Annotated in this window: 18 protein-coding genes; 9 read left to right on the forward strand and 9 right to left on the reverse strand. The window is 68.3% G+C overall.

Features of this window, described 5'->3' with window-relative positions; all coding sequences use genetic code 11:
• The first annotated feature begins 113 nt into the window (after positions 1 to 113).
• Both VMJ70_09590 and VMJ70_09595 read left to right on the forward strand, forming a co-directional pair.
• Positions 114 to 881, forward strand: coding sequence for a hypothetical protein (locus VMJ70_09590; GenBank protein ID HTO91372.1), 768 nt, complete (start codon positions 114 to 116; stop codon positions 879 to 881).
• Positions 881 to 2,707, forward strand: coding sequence for a HAMP domain-containing sensor histidine kinase (locus VMJ70_09595; GenBank protein ID HTO91373.1), 1,827 nt, complete (start codon positions 881 to 883; stop codon positions 2,705 to 2,707). Before VMJ70_09590 ends, VMJ70_09595 begins: the two co-directional genes overlap by 1 nt.
• A gap of 47 nt (positions 2,708 to 2,754) precedes the next feature.
• On the opposite strand, the gene VMJ70_09600 is transcribed toward VMJ70_09595, so the two are convergent.
• Positions 2,755 to 3,618 carry an HDOD domain-containing protein gene (locus VMJ70_09600; GenBank protein HTO91374.1) on the reverse strand — a complete coding sequence of 288 codons (864 nt, stop codon included), beginning with the start codon at positions 3,616 to 3,618 and terminating at the stop codon, positions 2,755 to 2,757.
• A 135-nt stretch (positions 3,619 to 3,753) separates the two neighbouring features.
• Here VMJ70_09600 and VMJ70_09605 point away from each other — a divergent pair, with 135 nt between their 5' ends.
• The 7 genes from VMJ70_09605 to VMJ70_09635 all read left to right on the forward strand — a co-directional run bounded on the left by VMJ70_09605 (position 3,754) and on the right by VMJ70_09635 (position 12,051).
• The gene (locus VMJ70_09605; protein HTO91375.1) at positions 3,754 to 4,107 is read left to right on the forward strand and encodes a hypothetical protein; all 354 of its coding nucleotides are present in this window, start codon (positions 3,754 to 3,756) and stop codon (positions 4,105 to 4,107) included.
• A 119-nt stretch (positions 4,108 to 4,226) separates the two neighbouring features.
• Positions 4,227 to 5,099 (forward strand): flagellar motor stator protein MotA, encoded by an 873-nt coding sequence (gene motA / locus VMJ70_09610; protein ID HTO91376.1) that lies wholly within the window; start codon positions 4,227 to 4,229, stop codon positions 5,097 to 5,099.
• Between the two features lie 3 nt (positions 5,100 to 5,102).
• On the forward strand, positions 5,103 to 5,927 hold the full coding sequence (locus tag VMJ70_09615) for a flagellar motor protein MotB (protein HTO91377.1): 825 nt from the start codon (positions 5,103 to 5,105) through the stop codon (positions 5,925 to 5,927).
• Positions 5,924 to 7,108, forward strand: coding sequence for an HD domain-containing phosphohydrolase (locus tag VMJ70_09620; GenBank protein ID HTO91378.1), 1,185 nt, complete (start codon positions 5,924 to 5,926; stop codon positions 7,106 to 7,108). The genes VMJ70_09615 and VMJ70_09620 overlap by 4 nt, the downstream gene beginning before the upstream one ends.
• Positions 7,109 to 7,359: 251 nt before the next feature.
• On the forward strand, positions 7,360 to 7,779 hold the full coding sequence (locus VMJ70_09625) for a SemiSWEET family transporter (protein HTO91379.1): 420 nt from the start codon (positions 7,360 to 7,362) through the stop codon (positions 7,777 to 7,779).
• Positions 7,776 to 10,559 carry a hypothetical protein gene (locus VMJ70_09630; protein HTO91380.1) on the forward strand — a complete coding sequence of 928 codons (2,784 nt, stop codon included), beginning with the start codon at positions 7,776 to 7,778 and terminating at the stop codon, positions 10,557 to 10,559. The genes VMJ70_09625 and VMJ70_09630 overlap by 4 nt, the downstream gene beginning before the upstream one ends.
• 10 nt (positions 10,560 to 10,569) lie before the next feature.
• Positions 10,570 to 12,051, forward strand: coding sequence for an alpha-amylase family glycosyl hydrolase (locus tag VMJ70_09635; GenBank protein ID HTO91381.1), 1,482 nt, complete (start codon positions 10,570 to 10,572; stop codon positions 12,049 to 12,051).
• Positions 12,052 to 12,061: 10 nt separating this feature from the next.
• On the opposite strand, the gene flgK is transcribed toward VMJ70_09635, so the two are convergent.
• Genes flgK through VMJ70_09675 form a run of 8 tightly spaced genes read right to left on the reverse strand, consistent with a single transcriptional unit; the run spans position 12,062 to position 18,164 of the window.
• Entirely contained in the window at positions 12,062 to 13,435 is a 1,374-nt protein-coding gene (gene flgK, locus VMJ70_09640; protein ID HTO91382.1) for a flagellar hook-associated protein FlgK, read from the reverse strand.
• 1 nt (position 13,436) lies between these two features.
• Complete coding sequence (flgN, locus tag VMJ70_09645) at positions 13,437 to 13,916, reverse strand: flagellar export chaperone FlgN (protein ID HTO91383.1); 480 nt, start codon at positions 13,914 to 13,916, stop codon at positions 13,437 to 13,439.
• Positions 13,913 to 14,236 carry a rod-binding protein gene (locus VMJ70_09650; GenBank protein HTO91384.1) on the reverse strand — a complete coding sequence of 108 codons (324 nt, stop codon included), beginning with the start codon at positions 14,234 to 14,236 and terminating at the stop codon, positions 13,913 to 13,915. Before VMJ70_09650 ends, flgN begins: the two co-directional genes overlap by 4 nt.
• Positions 14,233 to 15,294, reverse strand: a complete 1,062-nt coding sequence (locus VMJ70_09655; protein HTO91385.1) for a flagellar basal body P-ring protein FlgI — start codon at positions 15,292 to 15,294, stop codon at positions 14,233 to 14,235. The genes VMJ70_09650 and VMJ70_09655 overlap by 4 nt, the downstream gene beginning before the upstream one ends.
• Positions 15,291 to 15,932, reverse strand: coding sequence for a flagellar basal body L-ring protein FlgH (locus tag VMJ70_09660; GenBank protein ID HTO91386.1), 642 nt, complete (start codon positions 15,930 to 15,932; stop codon positions 15,291 to 15,293). The genes VMJ70_09655 and VMJ70_09660 overlap by 4 nt, the downstream gene beginning before the upstream one ends.
• The gene (gene flgA, locus VMJ70_09665; protein ID HTO91387.1) at positions 15,929 to 16,669 is read right to left on the reverse strand and encodes a flagellar basal body P-ring formation chaperone FlgA; all 741 of its coding nucleotides are present in this window, start codon (positions 16,667 to 16,669) and stop codon (positions 15,929 to 15,931) included. The genes VMJ70_09660 and flgA overlap by 4 nt, the downstream gene beginning before the upstream one ends.
• Positions 16,653 to 17,441 (reverse strand): flagellar basal-body rod protein FlgG, encoded by a 789-nt coding sequence (gene flgG, locus VMJ70_09670; GenBank protein ID HTO91388.1) that lies wholly within the window; start codon positions 17,439 to 17,441, stop codon positions 16,653 to 16,655. Before flgG ends, flgA begins: the two co-directional genes overlap by 17 nt.
• 27 nt (positions 17,442 to 17,468) lie before the next feature.
• The gene (locus VMJ70_09675) at positions 17,469 to 18,164 is read right to left on the reverse strand and encodes a flagellar hook basal-body protein (protein HTO91389.1); all 696 of its coding nucleotides are present in this window, start codon (positions 18,162 to 18,164) and stop codon (positions 17,469 to 17,471) included.
• Between the last annotated feature and the right edge of the window lie 75 nt (positions 18,165 to 18,239).

Consider the following 18,239-nt stretch of genomic DNA (forward strand, 5'->3'; position numbering starts at 1 on the left):
AGCCGGCCGGAAAAGGCGCTCCAGACCGACCGCCGGAGTGCCGAAAACTCCGTCGACCCCGCCGGGCCGGGCTCGACGGGGTCCACCCCCCTCTTCCAGGGATGGGAGTCTCTTTGGCCCTGTCACGACAGCTGCTCCTGATCGCCGCGCTTGCGTTGCTCGCCGCTCCATGCCGGGCGGACGCCGTGCTCCGCGGCGTGGTGTGGCCGACCCGCGCCGAAGCGCAGCGCGCCGAGCAGGCGCGCGCCGAAATCGCGGCGGAGAAGAACTCCAAGCGGCGCAACGAGAACTATCTGGCGTCGTCGAAACCCGGCCACCCCGCGCCCTCCGGGCACCCGCTGACCCCGATGCCGGTGTTGCACGCCGAGCCCGGCATGCGCGAGGTCGTGGTCTACCTCGACAGCATTCCCGCGAAGCAGGAGAAGAAGCTCGCCGAGCGCGAGCGGAAGTCGCGGGACCGCGCCAACTACCGAATCGTGCTGATGAACAGCCGTTACACACCGCGCGTGACCGCGGTGGCCGCCGGCAGCAACGTCGAGGTCCAGAACCTCGACGGCATCTGGCACAACACCTTCAGCGTCTCCAGGGCCAAGAGTTTCGATCTCGGCAAGATCCGCCCCGGCACCATGGACACCGTCGCCTTCGATCGGCCCGGCGTGATCAACCTCCACTGCGACATCCATCCCAAGGAAATCGGCTTCGTGATGGTGACGCCGAATCACGCCTTTGCGCGTCCCGACTCGCTCGGACAATTCGACCTGCCCAGGCTTCCCGCCGGCCGCTACCGGCTGCGCCTCTGGCACCCGTCGATGGGAGAGGAATCACGCGAGATCGAGCTGCCGAAGAAGGGCGTCCTCGACGTGGATCTGGCGTTCCCGTGATGCGCACCAGCCTGCGCGGGCGGATTCTGGTCATCACCGTGCTCACCCCGCTGACGCTGGGGCTGGCCGCCTACATCACCGTCCATCGCAACGTGCAACAGCACGTGGACTCGACCAGCATCCACGAAAACCTTCGCCACAGCGCGTCGGTGTTCGAGAGCATGCTGGCGGTGCGCCAGCGGGCGCTGGTCGGCGGCGCTCAGGTGATCGCCCAGGATCCGCGCTTCTTCTCGCTGGTGATGCTCGGCCCCTCGCAGCAGGATCGGCGATTCATCGCGACCGTGAAGGGGATGGCGCGCGACTTCAACAAGATCACGCGCACCGACCTGTTCGAGGTGTTCGACCGGAACGGAAAACTGCTGGCTTCGGTGGGCGAGAGCCACAGCAGCCGCGAGGCCCGGGAGGCCATGGTGCGAGCCTCGCTGCGCGGCCATCTCGCCGCCGGCGTGCTGGTACAGACCGACGACCACTTCCAGGCCGCGTGCACGACGGTGCGCGCCGACGGGCGGATCGTGGGGGCGCTGCTGCTCGGCGCTCAGATCGGCGACGGGCTCGCGAACGAACTCCGCACCCAGATGCGCAGCGAGGTCACGTTCATTTCGGACGGACGGATCACCGGCACCACGCTGACGGAGCCCGCCGATCGCAAAGCCCTGCTCGAACGCATCAAGGGTCTGGGCACTTCGGCCGGCGAGCTGGCCGCGACCGGCGTGATCAAGGTGAAGGGCAAGTCCTCGACCTGGCTCACCCTGGCGGGTCGCATCCCCGGCGCGAGTGAAGGCGAGAGCGAGCTCTACGTCATGCAGCGGTCGTACGACCCCGAGATCGAATTCCTGCACCGCATGCAGCTGGACCTCGGCCTGCTCGCCGTGCTGGCCGTGCTCGGCGCGCTGTTCACCGGGTTCGTGCTGTCGGAGGAGATCACGCGCCCGATCGGTAAGCTGGTGCGAAGCGCGCAGGAGATGGAGCGTGGCAATTTCGACTGGCCGATCGAGGTGAAGAATCACGACGAGATCGGCTACCTGGCCCAGCGCTTCCGCGACATGCGAGAACGAGAGCGCGCGTTCGTGAGCAGCCTGCAGGAGGCTGCGCGACTGAAGAGCGAATTCATCAGCGTGGCCTCGCACGAGCTGCGCACGCCGATCAGCGTGATCCAGGGCTACCGTGATCTGCTCGCCGACGGCAGCCTCGGCTCGCTCGAACCCCGCCAGACGCAGGCTTTGAGCGCGATCGCGGACTGCTTGCGCCAGCTCACGCAGGTGGCCGAAGAGGCCACTCACGTCGCGCAGGTCGAGGGCGAGCGCATCGTCGTCAATCCTCAGCCCTACCCGGTCACCAGCCTGATCGACCAATCCTGCGCCCAGGCCATGACCACCGCCTCCGGCCGCAAGGTGGAAGTGAAGCGGAAGGTCGAGGACAAGCTCGGCAACATGTGGATCGATCCGCCGATGATCACTCAGGCTCTGGTGCACCTGATCGGCAACGCGATCCGCTTCACTCCCGATGGCGGTCGCGTCGAGGTGAAGGCCTTCGAGGAGCACGGCCATCTGACGGTTCAGGTGCGCGACACCGGCGTAGGCATCGAGGCCGACAAGCTGAGCCGCCTCTTCGACCGGAGCCTGCTGCTGCGCGACTCGCGCGAGCACCATTCGTCCTCGTCGCTCGAGTTCAAGTCGTCCGGCCTTGGCTTCGGGCTCGCGATCGTGCGCGGCATCGTCGAGGCGCACGGCGGCACCGTGAGCGCGGAGAGCAAGCCGAACAAGGGCAGCACGTTCACGATCCGCTTGCCGCGGGTCGAGCCGAAGAGCCAGCCCAAGGCCGCCTAGCCCTGCCGGCCGGGCGCGCCTGACACACCCCGCGCCACCTTACCGCTCTAGAGCAGCTGTCTCAGGTGCTCCAGGTCGCCGACCAGCTCCGACATCAGCTCGGAAAGCACGGCGTCGGTCAGCTCGAGGCGCTGAATCGCGCGCACCTCGAGTAGATTCAGCTCGGGACTCGGGTGGGTGTGGGCGCCGATCTTGCGCGAGATCGAGTTCGCCGCCTGAACGCACAGCAGCAGGCGATCGTCGACCGGTGGCTCGGCGTCGTGGTGATGGAGCGCCACGTGGCAGGCGCTCTCGGGGATGCGCCAGTCCGACAGCACGTGGTGTCCGAGCTCGGGATGGAGGGTCTCCATCAGCTCGTCGCGCGCGGCGGCAGTGAGCTTCTGGCCCTGGCCCTCGGCGAGCAGGCGATCGAACGCTCGGAACAGGAGCAGCTTTCCGGTGTCGTGGAGCAGCCCGGCGAGGAACGCATCGCTGCCATCCACGCCGCGTTCCGTGCCAATCCGTCGCGCGCCCTGCGCCGTGACGATCGAGTGATCCCACAGCGCGTGCAGAATCGCCTGCTTCTCGGGATCGTCCGACACGAAGTTGGCCTTGTGCGCCACCATGGTCACGATCGCCGTCACCTCGCGCACGCCGAGGCGCGCGATCGCGATGCGCAGGTCGGACACTTCGCCGAGTCCGCCGAAGATCGCCGAGTTCGCCACGCGCAGGATCGCCGTGGTCAGAGCCGGATCGCTGCTGAGCAGCACCACCAGCGGTCCGACCGGGCCGTTGTAATCCTCACGCAACAGCCGGAGCACCTTGGCCGCCACCGGGGGCATCGGCGGCAGCGTGAGCTTGCCGGCGTTGACGGCATCCCGAATGCTGCGGGAGAGCGAGGGCTTCGGGGTGCCAACCTGTCTCAGGGTCACGGGGAGCTCCTTCCCTATCTCCAATGACTTTCGGCAACTAGCCTCGCCGGCTTGAGCCCTCCCCGGCGGGCCTCAAGTTCGGAGCGGAGCAGCCGAGACTGAAGAACCCTTACCGCGCGCCATGGAGGCACCTGAATGTCGCTCGGAATTGGACCTCTGGTTCGGGACATTGCGCAGTTCGGAGGGCTGTTGCTCCGCGGGGCACCGGCCGGTCCGAGCACGCCCCCGACGCCCGCTCTGCCGCCGACCGCCGGCCCGCCGGCCGCCGCCGGCCCCGCGCCTGGCCCCGCTCAGGTCGAGGCCTCGACGCTCTCGACCCACGCCCAGGCCGACATGCTCGAGCTCTCCCCCTCGGCGCTCTTGCGTTTTGCAGCCTGGCTCGCGCGCCATCAGCCGAAGCTCCCAAGCCTTTCGGACGCTTCCAGCACCTCCAGGGCCCCGGCGCCGCCCGCCGCCGGTAGCACGCCGGGCGAAACCTCCTCGCGCTGATCGGCCTTCCGGCCGATAACTCCCGGGAAGCACAGGGTCCTGGCCAGGGACCGACGATTCCGGTGGATTCCGGCAACTCGAGTCGCCGGAGGCCGCCACACTCATCTTTGCGGGCAGGCATGATCGCGCTCATCGGTCTCATCGTGGTGGTTGGCTCGGTGATCGGCGGCTTCACCGTCGCCGGCGGCCAGCTGGCCGCGCTCTTCCACGTCTCCGAGATCATCGTGATCTGCGGCACGGCGCTCGGAACCCTGCTCATCTCGACGCCGCCCAGCACGCTGGCCGGACTGGCCGGCCGGGTCGGCAAGATCATCCAGCCCTCGCCTTTCGGCCGCGGCCTCTACCTCGACGCGCTCAAGATGATGTTCGAGCTGTTCCAGATCGCGCGGCGCGACGGCCTGGTCGCGATCGAATCGCACATCGAGGGTCCCGACAAGAGCGCGGTGTTCCGCAAGTACGCCAGGGTGCTCAAGCATCATCACGCGATCGAGTTCCTGTGCGACTCGCTCCGCCTGGTGCTGGTGGGCAGCGTGCCGCCGCACGATCTCGAGATGCTGCTCGACAGCGAGATCGACGTCCATCACGAGCAGGAGGCGCGTCCGGTTTCGGCGCTGCAGCGGATGAGCGACGGATTGCCGGGCATCGGCATCGTGGCCGCGGTGCTCGGCATCGTGGTCACGATGGGCGCGATCGCCGGCCCGATCGAACAGATCGGCGAGCACGTCGCCGCGGCGCTCACCGGAACCTTCCTGGGTGTGCTGCTCGCCTACGGATTCATCGGCCCGCTCTCGAACGGTCTCGACAATCTCAATCAGGCCGAAGCGCGGTTCTACCAGTTCATGAAGGCCAGCGTGGTGGCGTTCGCCAAGGGTTTCCCGCCGATCGTGGCCGTGGAGTTCGCGCGCCGCACCATTTACGCCGAAGATCGCCCGTCGTTCACCGAGATGGAAACCGCCTGTAAGAGCCTGAAGGCCAAGGCCGGCGCGGAGTAGTCGATGGCGAACAAGGACCGCGAGATTCCGGTCCGGATCATCATCCGGAAGAAAGGCCACGGATCCGGTCATCACGGCGGCGCCTGGAAGGTCGCGTTCGCCGACTTCATGACCGCCATGTTCGCGCTGTTCCTGGTGCTGTGGTTGATCAGCCAGAGCTCCGACGTGAAATCGGCGATCGCCGGCTACTTCCAGGACCCGCTCGGCCGCGCCGACGAGTTCGGCAGCTCGATCCTGCCTGGTGAGGGCGCGCAGGCCTCGACGCCGCGCGTGTTGCGCAACATCGACGTGCTCGACCTGCGCCGCGACCGCCTGCAGAAGCTGGCCGGCGACATCGAGCAGAAGATCGAGGATGCGCCCGAGCTCGAATCGGTCAAGGATCAGGTGCAGCTCACGCTGACCGACGAGGGCCTCAACATCGAGCTGATCGAGGATCCGAACGGAGTGTTCTTCGAAACCGGCTCGGGCAACCCCAGCGCGCGTGGCCGCGCCGTGATCTCGCTGCTCGGCGGCGAGCTGGCGAAGATGCCCAATCAGGTGCGCGTCGACGGCTACACGGACGCGCGCCCCTACGCCGATTCGAGCGGCTACTCGAACTGGGAGCTGAGCTCCGATCGCGCCAACGCCGCGCGTCGCATCCTGGTGCAGCATGGTCTGTCCATGAACAAGATCGCCGAGGTGCGCGGCCACGCCGACCACGATCTCCGCCTGCCCAAGGATCCGTTCGCGGCCGGCAACCGGCGCGTCACCATCACGGTACTGATCGGACCCCGGCCCTCGCTGCCGTCTCCCGACTCGATCGGCGTCCACCGGACGGAGTCGACATGAGCGAAGCGCGCGCGCGAGTCCTGGTCGCGGAGAGCGACCCCGCGGCGATCGCGGTGTACCGCGAGGCGCTCGGCAGCGAGCCCGGCATCCAGCTGACACTGGCTGGCGACGCCCTCGACGCGATGCGCGCCTGCCAGCAGGAAGCACCCGACCTCACGATCGCCGGCTCGGGGCTGCTGGCCGCCGACGACTGGGCGCTGGCGCGCCAGCTCCATCATCGCGCCGACGAGCGCGGCATCATCGTCATGGTGTCGGACGCCGGCGACTGCGACCGCCGGCACGAAGCGTTGATGCGCGGAGTGGACGAGTTCCTGCGCCGCCCGGTGGACGTGGCGAGCGTGCTGGCCAAGGTGCGCGGCATGCTGCGGCTCAAGCGCGCCTACGATCGGCTCAGGCTCGATCGCGACGAGATGGAGCGCCTCCACGTTCAGCTCAGCGAGCGATTCGAGCAGCTCATGAAGCTGCTGGTGTCGATCCTCGACATGAGCCTGCCGGGCGCCGCCGATCGCGGCATCCGAGTCGCGAGGCTCGCCGACCGCGTGGCCGACAAGTTCTCGGTGCCGTCGGAGCTGCGCAAGGATCTCGACATCGCCGCGCGGCTCTACGAGCTGGGCCGGCTGGTGATGATCACTCCCGAAAGCCATTCGACCGTCGGCACCGATGCCTGGGCAGTGGCGGTCGCGACGCGCGACATCCTCGATCGCGTCGAGGGATTGAAGGGGGCCGCCGAGGTGGTCGGCTCGATGTTCGAGAACTGGGACGGCACCGGGATGCCGAGTCACCTTCTGCAGGGACAGATTCCGCTGCGAAGCCGAATCCTGCGCGCGGTGCTCGACTACGACGGCGAGCTGGAGGGCGGCCGGGGCGCCCGCCCCGCCGAGGTGATGGCGAGACTGATGGAGCACAAGGCCGCGCGCTACGACCCGCTGGTGCTGGTGCATCTCGAGAGCGTGGTGGATGCGGGCGCCGGGGCGAGCGAGAAGACCGACCGGCGCGTGATCCCGATCGCCTCGCTCGAGACCGGCATGGTGCTCGCCGACGATCTCTACACCGCCTCGGGCATCAAGCTGCTCGCCCGCGGCACGCGCCTCGGCGCCGCGGCGATCGAATCCCTGCTGCGCCGGCATCGCGTCGAGCCCTTGCTCCACGGCGCGTGCGTGAAGATCGACAAGGTGGCCTAGGCCCCGTCCGGAAACGCTGAAACAATCCTCCGCAATCGACCGGTCCGACTGCCGGCCTCGGCAGAGCCGCGGCCAGATTGTCAGGCCCACCGCGTTCCGAGCCCGCCGGAGCCCCGCCCTCCGAAAGGGTGATCCGTTTGCCGTTGCGAGCGTTAGGATTCGCGAGGCGGATCCGGGCTGCGCTCGGCGTGGAGCTTGCGTGATGCTTGTCGCTACCCCAGGGCTTCGACCATCCATTCGAGGAGACGCCCTTGCGCAAGACCCTTCCCTTCACTCTCCTGGTCGTCGCGTTGGCAGGCTGCGCCGAGCTGGCGGTGAAGCATCCGGTGAGGGTGTTTCTGGCCCGCGTCGAGCTCAAGGAGCTGGTGGGGTTCGTCGCCGGCCTCGGAACGACGCTGGCCGCCCTCCCCGATCTGCTGGCGATGCTCAAGCGCCGCTCGAGCGAGGGCATGAACCCGAGAATGGCGGCCATCACGGCCGTCTTCCAGCTGGTGTGGCTCTACTACGGACTGCTGATCCTGTCGCGGCCGGTGATCGTGTGGAACACGATCGCGGTGGGGATCAACTCGCTGAACGTGGCCGCGTACTTTCATTTTGCTCGAAGAAGGAAGAGTGAGCGCCGGCAAGGCGTGAGTGCCATGCCCGCCCGCGCCGCAAGGAGGACCCAATGAAGGCGGAAGCCAGGCGACTCGAAGAGGCGCGGGAGCGGGAGATTCCATGGAAGCGGTGGGGCCCGTACTTGAGCGAGCGGCAGTGGGGCACCGTGCGCGAGGACTACAGCGATTCCGGCGACGCCTGGAACTACTTCAGCCACGATCATTCGCGTTCGCGCGCTTACCACTGGGGCGAGGACGGGCTGGCGGGATTCTCGGATGACCAGCAGCGGCTCTGCCTGGCGCTGGCGTTGTGGAACGGGAAGGACCCCATCCTCAAGGAGCGCCTGTTCGGGCTCACCAACAGCGAGGGGAATCACGGCGAGGACGTGAAGGAGTACTACTACTACCTCGACTCCACCCCGACCCACTCCTACATGAAGTACCTCTACAAGTACCCGCAGGCGGCCTATCCCTACGACCAGCTGGTCGCGACCAACCACTCGCGAGGCCGCGACCAGGGCGAGTACGAGCTGATCGACACCGGCGTCTTCAATGACGATCGCTACTTCGACGTGTTCGTCGAGTTCGCGAAGGCGTCACCCGAGGACATTCTCGTCCAGATCACGGTGCAGAACCGCGGGCCGGATTCCGCGGTGCTGCACGTGATCCCCACGCTCTGGTTTCGCAACACCTGGTCGTGGGGCGTCGACGTTCCGCGCCCGTCGCTGAGAGGCCTCGCGAAGACTGCGGGTCACGCCACGATCGAGGCCTCCCATGCGCAGATGGGTCAGCGGCTGCTCCGTTGCGAGGGCGCGCCCGAGCTGCTGTTCACCGAGAACGAGACCAATACCGAGCGACTGGCCGGCGTTCCCAATCGCACGCCCTTCGTGAAGGACGGGATCCACGACGCGATCGTGCACGACCAGCGCGGCACCGTGAATCCGAAGCACGAGGGGACCAAGGCCGCGGCGCACTATGCGATCACCGTCCCCGGCCGCGGCTCCCACACTCTGCGCCTGCGACTGAGCGAGCCGGACGTGCCGGCGCGCGCGGCAAAGGGTCGGGCCCGCGCCGAGCATGCGGCCCACCCCGCGACCGAACCCTTCGGCGATGAATTCGAATCCACGATGCAGGCTCGCCGCAAGGAGGCGGACGAATTCTACGCCTCGGTCATCCCGGCCTCGATCGGCCCCGATGCGGGCAACGTGATGCGCCAGGCGCTGGCCGGCATGCTGTGGTCCAAGCAGTACTTCTACTACGACGTGAACCGGTGGCTCCAGGAGCGGGGCGTGGATCCGTTCAAGCCCGGGCAGCGCAACTCCCGGAACGACCACTGGCACCACATGTACAACGCCGACATCATCTCGATGCCCGACAAGTGGGAGTACCCCTGGTATGCCGCCTGGGACCTGGCCTTCCACGTCATCGCGCTCTCCCTGGTGGACGAGGAGTTTGGAAAGGAGCAGCTCTCGCTGGTGCTTCAGGATCGCTATCTCCATCCGAACGGGCAGATTCCGGCCTACGAATGGAACTTCAGCGACGTCAATCCGCCGGTCCATGCCTGGGCGACGATCTTCACCCACCGACTTCAGCGCGCCCGGCGCGGTCGGGTGGATTACGGCTGGCTCGAACGCTCCTTCCAGAAGCTGCTCCTGAACTTCACCTGGTGGGTGAACCGCAAGGATCGCTCCGGGAACAACGTGTTCGAGGGAGGCTTCCTCGGCCTCGACAACATCGGCGTGTTCGATCGCAGCTCGCCGCTGCCGACCGGCGGCTATCTCGAGCAGGCCGACGGCACCGCGTGGATGGCGCTGTTCTGCCAGACCATGCTCGAGATCGCGGTCGAGCTGGCGATGGTGAAGCCCGCCTACGGCGAGCTGACGCTCAAGTTCGTGGAACACTACCTGTGGATCGCGTCCTCCATGGTGCACGCCGGTGGCGACACCGGCATGTGGGACGAGGAGGACGGCTTCTTCTACGACGTCCTGAGGCTGCCGGATGGGGGCGCCCAGCGGCTGAAAGTCCGCTCGATGGTCGGCCTGCTCCCGCTGTGCGCGGTCACGGTGTTCGAGGGCAAGTTCAGCGAGAAGTTCCCCGAGATGGCGCGACGACTGCGGGAATTCCTCGACTCGCGCCCCGAGCTGACGGCCTTCATGCATGATCCGACCCGGCCCGGCGTGGCCAATCGCCGGCTGGCCTCGGTGCTGAACGAGAACAAGCTTCGTCGCGTGCTGGCGAAGATGCTCGACGAGAATGAGTTCCTCAGCCCCTACGGCATCCGGTCGCTCTCCCGCTTCCACGCCGAGCATCCGTTCGTGCTCGATGTGGGCGGCCGCGAGTTCCGGGTGGACTACCTGCCCGGGGAATCCGACTCCGGCATGTTCGGCGGGAACTCCAACTGGCGGGGACCGATTTGGATGCCGGTGAACGCGCTGATCGTGCGCGCGCTGCTCCAGTACTACACGTACTTCGGCGACGCCTTGAAGGTGGAGTGCCCGACCGGTTCCGGCCGGCAGATGACGCTCTACCAGGTGGCCGAGGAGATCTCGCGCCGCCTGGGCACGATCTTCACTCGCGACCGGGACGCGCACCGGCCGGTCAACGGGGGAACCGCGAAGTTCCAGGATGACCCGCACTGGCGTGATCTCATCACCTTCTACGAGTACTTCCACGGCGACAGCGGCCTGGGGCTCGGCGCCAGTCATCAGACCGGCTGGACCGGCATCATCGCTCGACTGATGCATTTGTTCGCCACCACGACACCCGAGCAGGTGCTCGAGCTGGGGAAGGCGGCCGCGGTCGTCGAAACCACGACCGGCGAGCACCGCGAGCCGGCCGGAGTGGTCGGCGGCTGAGAGATCCGATGTGAAGCGGCCCCGCTATCCGTCGCTCCTTCAGATCAATACGCGCGTCTGGCTGGCGGCACGATCCCGAATTCTGGGGCGCGCCGCCACGCTCGACGACGTACCCGACGCCGAGCTCGACTCGATCACATCACTGGGCTTCGACTGGGTGTGGCTGCTGAGCGTCTGGAGAACCGGGCCCGCCGGCCGAAAGGTGGCGCGCGAACATGCCGGGTGGCGCCGGGAGTTCCAGGCGACGTTGCCCGATCTGCGCGAAGATGACATCGGCGGTTCGGGGTTCGCGGTTGCCGGCTACACGGTGGCCGAGCCGCTGGGTGGCGGGCCGGCGCTGGCCCGGATGCGCGAACGGCTGGGCAGTCGCGGCATTCGCCTGATGCTCGACTTCGTTCCCAATCACACCGCGCTCGATCATCCCTGGGTCGAGAGTCACCCCGAATACTATGTCCGCGGATCCGAGCTGGATCTGGCGCGCGAGCCCCGCAACTACGTGTGGGTGAAGCGCGCCGGCGGGGATCAGCTGCTCGCCCACGGCCGCGATCCGAACTTTCCCGGCTGGCCCGACACGCTGCAGCTCGACTACGCGAATCCCGAAACCCAGACCGCCATGCGCGGCGAGCTGCTCGAGATCGCGGGCCAATGCGACGGGGTGCGCTGCGACATGGCGATGCTGGTGCTGCCCGAGGTGTTCGAGCGCACCTGGGGTGCCCGCGCGCAGCCGTTCTGGCCCGAGGCGATCCGGGCGGTGCGCGAACGCGCGCCGGGCTTCTGCCTCATGGCCGAGGCCTACTGGGATCTCGAGTGGACGCTGCAGCAGCAGGGCTTTGACTACACCTACGACAAGCGCCTGTACGATCGGTTGCGGGCCGGAGTCGCGCGCCCGGTGCGCGAGCACCTGATGGCCGAGCTCGACTACCAGAACAAGCTGGCGCGCTTCCTCGAGAATCACGACGAGCCGCGCGCGGCCGCGACCTTCGCCTCGGGGCAGCATCAGGCTGCCGCGCTGATCACCTTTCTCGCGCCCGGAATGCGCTTCCTGCATCAGGGGCAGCTCGAGGGCCGCACGGTTCGCATTTCGCCGCATCTGATTCGCGCGCCGGAGGAACCGACGAATCAAGAGCTCAACCACTTCTATCTGCGGCTGCTCGATCTGCTCCGCCGGCCACTGGTGCGCGAGGGCCGTTGGCGGTTGCTCGAGTGCGCGCCGGCGTGGGAAGGAAACTGGACCTGGGACTGCTTCGTGGCGTTCGCCTGGGAAGGCGAGAGCGCCGAGCGCCTGATCGTGGCCGTGAACTACTCCGACCACGCGAGCCAGTGCCTCGCTCGTCTGCCCTTCGGTGATCTCGCCGGACGACGCTGGCGGCTGAGCGACACGCTCAGTGACTCGGTTCGCGATCGTGACGGCGAGGTGCTTGCCGGGCGCGGCCTCGATCTCGAGTTGCCGGCCTGGGGGTTCAGCGCCCCAAGGTTGGAGGCGATTCGCTGACCGCTCTCGGCTACGCCCCGGTCGCGGTGGTCATGTTGAGCAGGGTCTGGAGCATGGTGTCGGCCGCGGTGACGATCTTGGCGGCCGCCGAGTAGGCCTGCTGCTGGCCGATCAGGTTCACCATCTCCTCGTCCACCGACACGCCACCGACGCTCTGCCGCAGCCCGTCGTCGTGATCCCGAAGCGTCTGCTGCACGCTGACATCCTGATCGGCGTTCTGAACGCCCGCGCCGATGTCGGCGGCGAAGCCGTTGTAGTACTCGCGCATGGTCTTGCCGCCGAGCGACAGGATCTGCTGATTGCCGAGAGCCGACAGGGCGAGGGCGGTGTTGCCGTCGCCGGGCGCGGCGGTGCTGGCAGCCGCGATCTGATCCGTCGAACCCTGCACGGCCGCCGAGAGCTGAATGTTGCCGGCGGTGGTGCCGGCCGGATCGAAGAAGTCCACGCCGGTCGAGCCGTTGAGCGTGTAGCCGAGCCGGTGCAGATTGTTGACCTGGGTCACCGCGGCGTTGGCGAAGGCGTCGAGTTGCGCCTTCATGCCGGGCAGCGTGTGGGTGACCAGGTCGGTGAGCGCGCTCAGGCTGCCGGCGCCGGTGTTGACCGCGGGACCGGTCGGCGTGGTACCCACGCCCCAACCGCCGCCCACCGGGACCACCGAGAGCGAGTGCGACTGGCCACCTTCGACCAGCGAGACGTCGCCAAACCTGATGTTGACGCTGCCATCGGACTGCGGCGTCACCTGAACGCTGCCGTAGGTCGAGAGCTGGTCGATCAGGTTGTCGCGCTGATCCATCAGGTCGGGTGAGTTGGCGGCGCCCGAGCCGGCGATCTTGTTGTTGAGCTGGGCGAGCTGGTCGGCGAGCTGGTTGACGTCGCTCACCTGGCTCTGCAGGCGCGAAATGCCCTCCTGCTGCGCCTGGTCGATCGAGCCCGAGACGCGATGCATCTGATCCACGAATCGCTGCGCCGCGGCGCGGGTCAGTTCGCGCTGCGGGCCGCTGGTGGGATCGTTGGCGAGATCGGCAAACGACTGCATCATGCCGTCGAAGGCGGCGCCGATGCTCGAATCCGACGGCTCCATCAGCGCGCTGTTGACGGTGCTGAGCAGGTCGAAGCGCGTTTGCGCGTTGCCGAGCGATCCCGAGTCGCCCCGGACCGAGATGTCGAGAAACGCGTCGCGGATCCGCGTGATGCCGGTGTCGGTCACCCCGCGGCCGATCGCGCCCCACGGCGACTGATCGGGCGTCTCCGAGACCAGATCGAGCCGCTGGCGCGTGTAGCCGGGCGTGTTGGCGTTGGCGACGTTGTGAGACGTCACCGCCATCGCGCGCTGTTGCTCGAGCAGCGCCGAGCGGGCAATGCTGAGCAGGCTGATCAGTGACATCTCATCCCCTCCGATCGAAAAGACAGCCCGGCGACGGGCGCTCTTCGCCCCGCTCGCCCGGCCCGTAGGTGGGAGCCCCGCCCAGCGACGAGAACAGTTCCTGGAGGAACGCTTCGCCCGAGGCCATGATGCGCTGCAGCACTTCGCGATTGACGGCCGCGATCCGCGCGACTTCGAGCGCCGCGGCGCGTACGCGCTGCTGCGACGGCTCGAGCTCGGCCGCGCGTGCCGGCGACGCCGGATACCGCGACGCCAGCTCCTGACGCCGATGGCGCAGAGCGTCGAGCGTGAGCAGCAGGCGCTGCATGTCGTCGGCGCCCGTGTTCACGTCAACGACACGGTTCTTGACGACCGCCTCGCGCTGGCGAAGCAGCTGGTCGCGCAGCTCGCCGAGCAGCGCGACCTCGCGCTCCATCAACTGCGGCCAGGCCTCCGGCGACGACTCGTCGAGCTGCATGTTGCCTTCCAGGGTCGGGCTCACGGCGCGGAGCCGCTCCCGTCCTTTTCGGGCGGCAGGCTGCGGCTGAGCTGGCGGTAGAGCGCCTCGCCCAGTCCGCGATCGAAGCGCTGAGCGGCCTGGCCGGCCATCGCGTCGTCGAGCATGGACGTGAACATCTTCTCCCCCTGCGATGCACCCATCAGGTCGTCGGACGGCGTCGCTTCCCGCATCGCCGCGAACAGTTGCTGCACGAACACGCCCTCGAGCTCGTGCGACGCCTTGCGAAGCTTCGCGTGCTGGCTCTCGGGCGCCGGATTCGAGGCGCCCCTGCCGATTTCGCCCACTCCCGGCAGCGGTTTCATCGCACCACCACCGGGGCGCTCAGCGCGCCGGCCGAACGCAGCGCCTCGAAGATCGCGACCAGGTCGTCGGGACGCGCGCCGGCCGCGTGCAGTCCCGCTGCTACGTCTTCCACCGCGGCAGGCGGGTCCATCCGCACCAGCCCCGTCGCTTCAGCGCGGCTGCCGCTCCCTCCGATCTGGAGCGTGATGCCGCGGTGGGTCACCACCGCCGCGCCGACCCGTACGTCGCCTCCGGCGACCACGGTGCCGTCACGGCTGTCGATTACGATCTTCCCGGGCTCCTCGGCCGTCACCATCAGGGTGTCCACGGCGGCGAGGAACTCGAGGTAAGTCTCGGCTCGGGTGGGTCCGGGGTTGAGGGCCACCGCCCCGGGATCGCGCACCTTCGCGGTGCCCGCCCCGAACGAGGCGTTGATCGCCGCGGCAACCCGTTGCGCGGTGACGAGGTTGGGCTGGCGCATCACCAGCACGCTGTCGGGGATTCCACCGGTTCCGGGGACCTCGGCCTCGAGGATGCCGCCCTCGGCAATGCGTCCTGCATTGGCGCGCTGCCAGTACGAGCGCGTGTCGCCGTTGCTCGAAACGTAGAGCGGCCCCTGCGCGCTCCCCAGCACCGGCTGATCGGGCCCGGCGGCGAGCGGCGTCATCCACAGCACCCCGCCGCGCAACGAGGTCGCGTCGCCGAGCGCCGCGACCTGCACTTCGAAGCGGCCCCCGGGTTTCAGGAACGGAGAAATCTCGGCGGTCACCAGCACCGCCGCGACGTCGCGCGGGCGAAGATGATCGGGCGGGACGTCGATGTCGAAGCGATGGAGCAGATTGACGATCGAGCGCACCGTCGGCGTCTGGGAGCCGATGCCGCCAAAGGCGCGATCGCCGCTGCCGTCGAGCCCGGTCACCAGGCCATAGCCGACCAGGCGCACCGGCGTCTCTCCGGCGTGCTGGGTCAGATCGCCGACGCGCGCCGGAGCGGCGAGCGCGAGTGATGTCCAGAGGCACGCCAGGACGAGCGTCGCGGCCAGCGCCGCGGGAAGCGCGTGAGAGGCGCGATCGCTCATGGCCAGATCGCTCCGATCAGCTTGCCGATGAATCCATTCCGCGGACCCATCTTCTTCCCGGTGTAGAGGATCTCGGCGTCGGCGATCCGGCTCGAGTCCACGCGGTTGCCGCCGGTCACGTCCTGCGGGCGCACCAGACCCTTCAGCGTCACGGTCTGCGGGCGGCCGTCGACCGTCACCTTCTTGCTGCCCTCGATCTGCGCGAGTCCCTCGGGTGTGATCGCCACCACCTTCACGGTCAGCGTGGCGGTGAGATTGCCGAGTCGCTTCGCTTCGCCGGTGTCGTTCGACTGACCGGTGAGCCCGGTGGCGACGTGAGTCTCGCCCACCGCGGTGGTTCCGTTGGCGGTGGCGTCGAGCGTGCCCTTCTGGCTGCGGTCGGCCTTCGACACCTGGCTCACCTGCTCCTGCGACTGGGTCTTCTCGCTCACCACCACGGTGAGCAGATCGCCGGGCCTGAGCGGCATGCGATCCGAGGTCCACGACGCCATGGCCAGAGTTCGCACTGGCGGTGTCGCCGGCGCCGGAGTGGCGGCGACATCGTTCTGAGCGCGCGCGGCGCGAACGCCGACCGCGGCGAGCAGCACGAGCGCGAGCGCCGCGGCCAGCGTGCGCGCGGATTCACGGGCGATCTTCATGGTTGCTCCTTCCCGTCCAGCCGCACCACGCCGGGCGCGACCGCGATGCCGCTGAGACGTCCCTGCCGGTGCTGAACACGCACGCCCACGACGTCGCCGAGCCGCGCGTCGCCGAGCGCGACGCCGTCGAGGCGCACGCGAACTCCGCCGCGCTCCCACAGCACCGACACCGGCTTGCCGTTCTCGATCACCGCCGGCGGCGCAATCGCGGGCCACGCCAGTGGCTCGCCGCTTCTCACCGGACGCCGCACTTCCCAGCCCACGCCGGGCTGGCGCTCGCCCGGAGCAGCCGGCGGGCCGAAGCGCACGCGCGTCTCCTCGCCGATATCCGCCGCGCCGAGCCGTTCTCCCACCGCCATCGCCCGGGTCGCGACCTGCACCGTGGTGCTGACTCCGGCGTGCAGCCTCAGGGCGAGCGGGTCGCCGGCCGGACCGGCCACCACCGTGAACCAGCCACCGTCGCCGCCGAGCAGCCGCACCCGCGCGTCGGACTCGCCGAGGCGCGCGGCCGCGGCGGTCGCGGCGCGGGTCCATTCGAGCGCCACCTGATCCTCGGGAACCGACCACCGGCTCGCGACCTCGCGGCGCACCGATTGCTCGAACACCGAAGGCAGAACGTCCGGCTTGGGCGCGCCGGCGTCGGGCGCGCCGGGCGGCGCGTCGCCGGCGGCGACGCCCGCGAACAGCGCGAGCGCGAGCGCCGTGGCGGCGATCACCCGGTCAGCGGATGAGGTCATTGGTCGCCTGCATCATCTGCTCGGCGGCGCTGATCGCCCGCGCGTTGATCTCGTAGGCGCGCTGCGCCGCGATCATGTCGGTCATCTCCTGAACGATCTCGACGTTGCTCGACTCGAGCGTGCCCTGCAGTACGCGACCGAACCCCTCTTCCTCGGCGAAACCGGTGATCGGCTCGCCCGATGCGTCGGTCTGGACGTACTGGTTCTGCCCGATCGCCGAGAGGCCGTTGGGATTGAGGAAACGCGCCAGCTCGAGCTTGCCGACGTCGGTGGGGCTCGACGCTCCCGCGGTCATCACGCTCACGGTGCCGTCCTCGCCGACGCTGATGGTGGTCGCGTCCTGCGGAATGATCACGCCCGGCTGGACCACGTTGCCGCCGTTGGTGACCAGCGTGCCGCTCTCGGAGAGCGAGAAGCTCCCGTCGCGCGTGTAGGCGATGGTGCCGTCGGGCCGCTGGACCTGGAAGAAGCCGTCGCCGTCGAGCGCGAGGTCGAGCGGACGACCGGTCTGCTCGGGAGTGCCCTGGGTGTGCAGCCGCAGAACGCCGGCGATGCGAACACCCTTGCCGAACTGGATGGGCCCGATGGTCTCGTTGTTGTTATCGCCCACCGAACGCGCCGCCGCCACGGTCTCGTAGAGCACGTCTTCGAAGCTCGCGCGGCTGCGCTTGAAGCCGGTGGTGTTGACGTTGGCCAGATTGTTCGCAATCACGTCGATCATCCGCTGCTGCGCCATCATGCCGCTCGCGGAAGTCCTGAGGCTCGAGTTCATGGATGATTCTCTCCTTCCGGGGAACGGCTACTGCACCCGTCCCACTTCGTTGGTGATGGTGCCGAGCACGCCGTCGAGCGACCGCACGCAGTCCGCGCTGGCTGAATAGGCGCGCTGGATGGCGACCAGGTCGACCATCGACAGCACCGGATCGAGGTTGGCGTCCTCGACCGCTCCCTGGCGAATCGAGAGTTTGCCGTCGTCGACCGGATGCGGGGTCTCGGTGCTCACGAATTTCCCGTAGCCTTCCTTGCGCAGCGACTTCGGATCCTCGACGTCCACCAGCCGGAGCTTTCCGGCCACCGAGCCGTCGACGACGATCAGCCCGTCGCGCTGCACCTCGACATGGCTTCCGTTGAGCACGAGCGGGCCGTCTTCCCCCAGCACCGGATTGCCGTGCGCGTCGGTGAGCCGGCTGTCGCCGTCGAGATGCATCGACCCCCCGCGGATCAGGCGCTCGCCCTGCGCCGTGCCGACCACGAAGTAGCCCGAGCCCTCGAGCGCCAGATCGAGCGGGCGGCCGGTCTCGCGCAGCGACCCCTGGGCGAGATCGGTGGTCTCGACCGGCACCGCGTGCGGCTGGTCCTTGACGAGATGCGCCGTGAGGCGGTCGGCCTTGTAGCCATCGCTGTTGGCGTTGGCGAGGTTGTTGGCCGTCACTTCCTGGAGCCTCAGGTAGAAGCCCAGCGACTGGGCGGCGCTGACGATTCCGGCGATCGGCATGGGTTCCTCTCTTCAATGCCGGCGATTGGAGCCGGCCATCCTCACGCGCGGGAGCAAACCGCGTACCCGCGTCTT

The organism is Candidatus Sulfotelmatobacter sp., assembly GCA_035498555.1.
Taxonomy (GTDB): domain Bacteria; phylum Eisenbacteria; class RBG-16-71-46; order RBG-16-71-46; family RBG-16-71-46; genus DATKAB01.

Bases quoted from the DNA above. Each gene is read 5' to 3' on its own strand.
- VMJ70_09595 (HTO91373.1), top strand. From the start codon at position 881: ATGCGCACCAGCCTGCGCGGGCGGATTCTGGTCATCACCGTGCTCACC.
- VMJ70_09605 (HTO91375.1), top strand. From the start codon at position 3,754: ATGTCGCTCGGAATTGGACCTCTGGTTCGGGACATTGCGCAGTTCGGA.
- motA (HTO91376.1), top strand. From the start codon at position 4,227: ATGATCGCGCTCATCGGTCTCATCGTGGTGGTTGGCTCGGTGATCGGC.
- VMJ70_09615 (HTO91377.1), top strand. From the start codon at position 5,103: ATGGCGAACAAGGACCGCGAGATTCCGGTCCGGATCATCATCCGGAAG.
- VMJ70_09620 (HTO91378.1), top strand. From the start codon at position 5,924: ATGAGCGAAGCGCGCGCGCGAGTCCTGGTCGCGGAGAGCGACCCCGCG.
- VMJ70_09630 (HTO91380.1), top strand. From the start codon at position 7,776: ATGAAGGCGGAAGCCAGGCGACTCGAAGAGGCGCGGGAGCGGGAGATT.
- flgK (HTO91382.1), bottom strand. From the start codon at position 13,435: ATGTCACTGATCAGCCTGCTCAGCATTGCCCGCTCGGCGCTGCTCGAG.
- VMJ70_09650 (HTO91384.1), bottom strand. From the start codon at position 14,236: ATGAAACCGCTGCCGGGAGTGGGCGAAATCGGCAGGGGCGCCTCGAAT.
- VMJ70_09655 (HTO91385.1), bottom strand. From the start codon at position 15,294: ATGAGCGATCGCGCCTCTCACGCGCTTCCCGCGGCGCTGGCCGCGACG.
- VMJ70_09660 (HTO91386.1), bottom strand. From the start codon at position 15,932: ATGAAGATCGCCCGTGAATCCGCGCGCACGCTGGCCGCGGCGCTCGCG.
- flgA (HTO91387.1), bottom strand. From the start codon at position 16,669: ATGACCTCATCCGCTGACCGGGTGATCGCCGCCACGGCGCTCGCGCTC.
- flgG (HTO91388.1), bottom strand. From the start codon at position 17,441: ATGAACTCGAGCCTCAGGACTTCCGCGAGCGGCATGATGGCGCAGCAG.
- VMJ70_09675 (HTO91389.1), bottom strand. From the start codon at position 18,164: ATGCCGATCGCCGGAATCGTCAGCGCCGCCCAGTCGCTGGGCTTCTAC.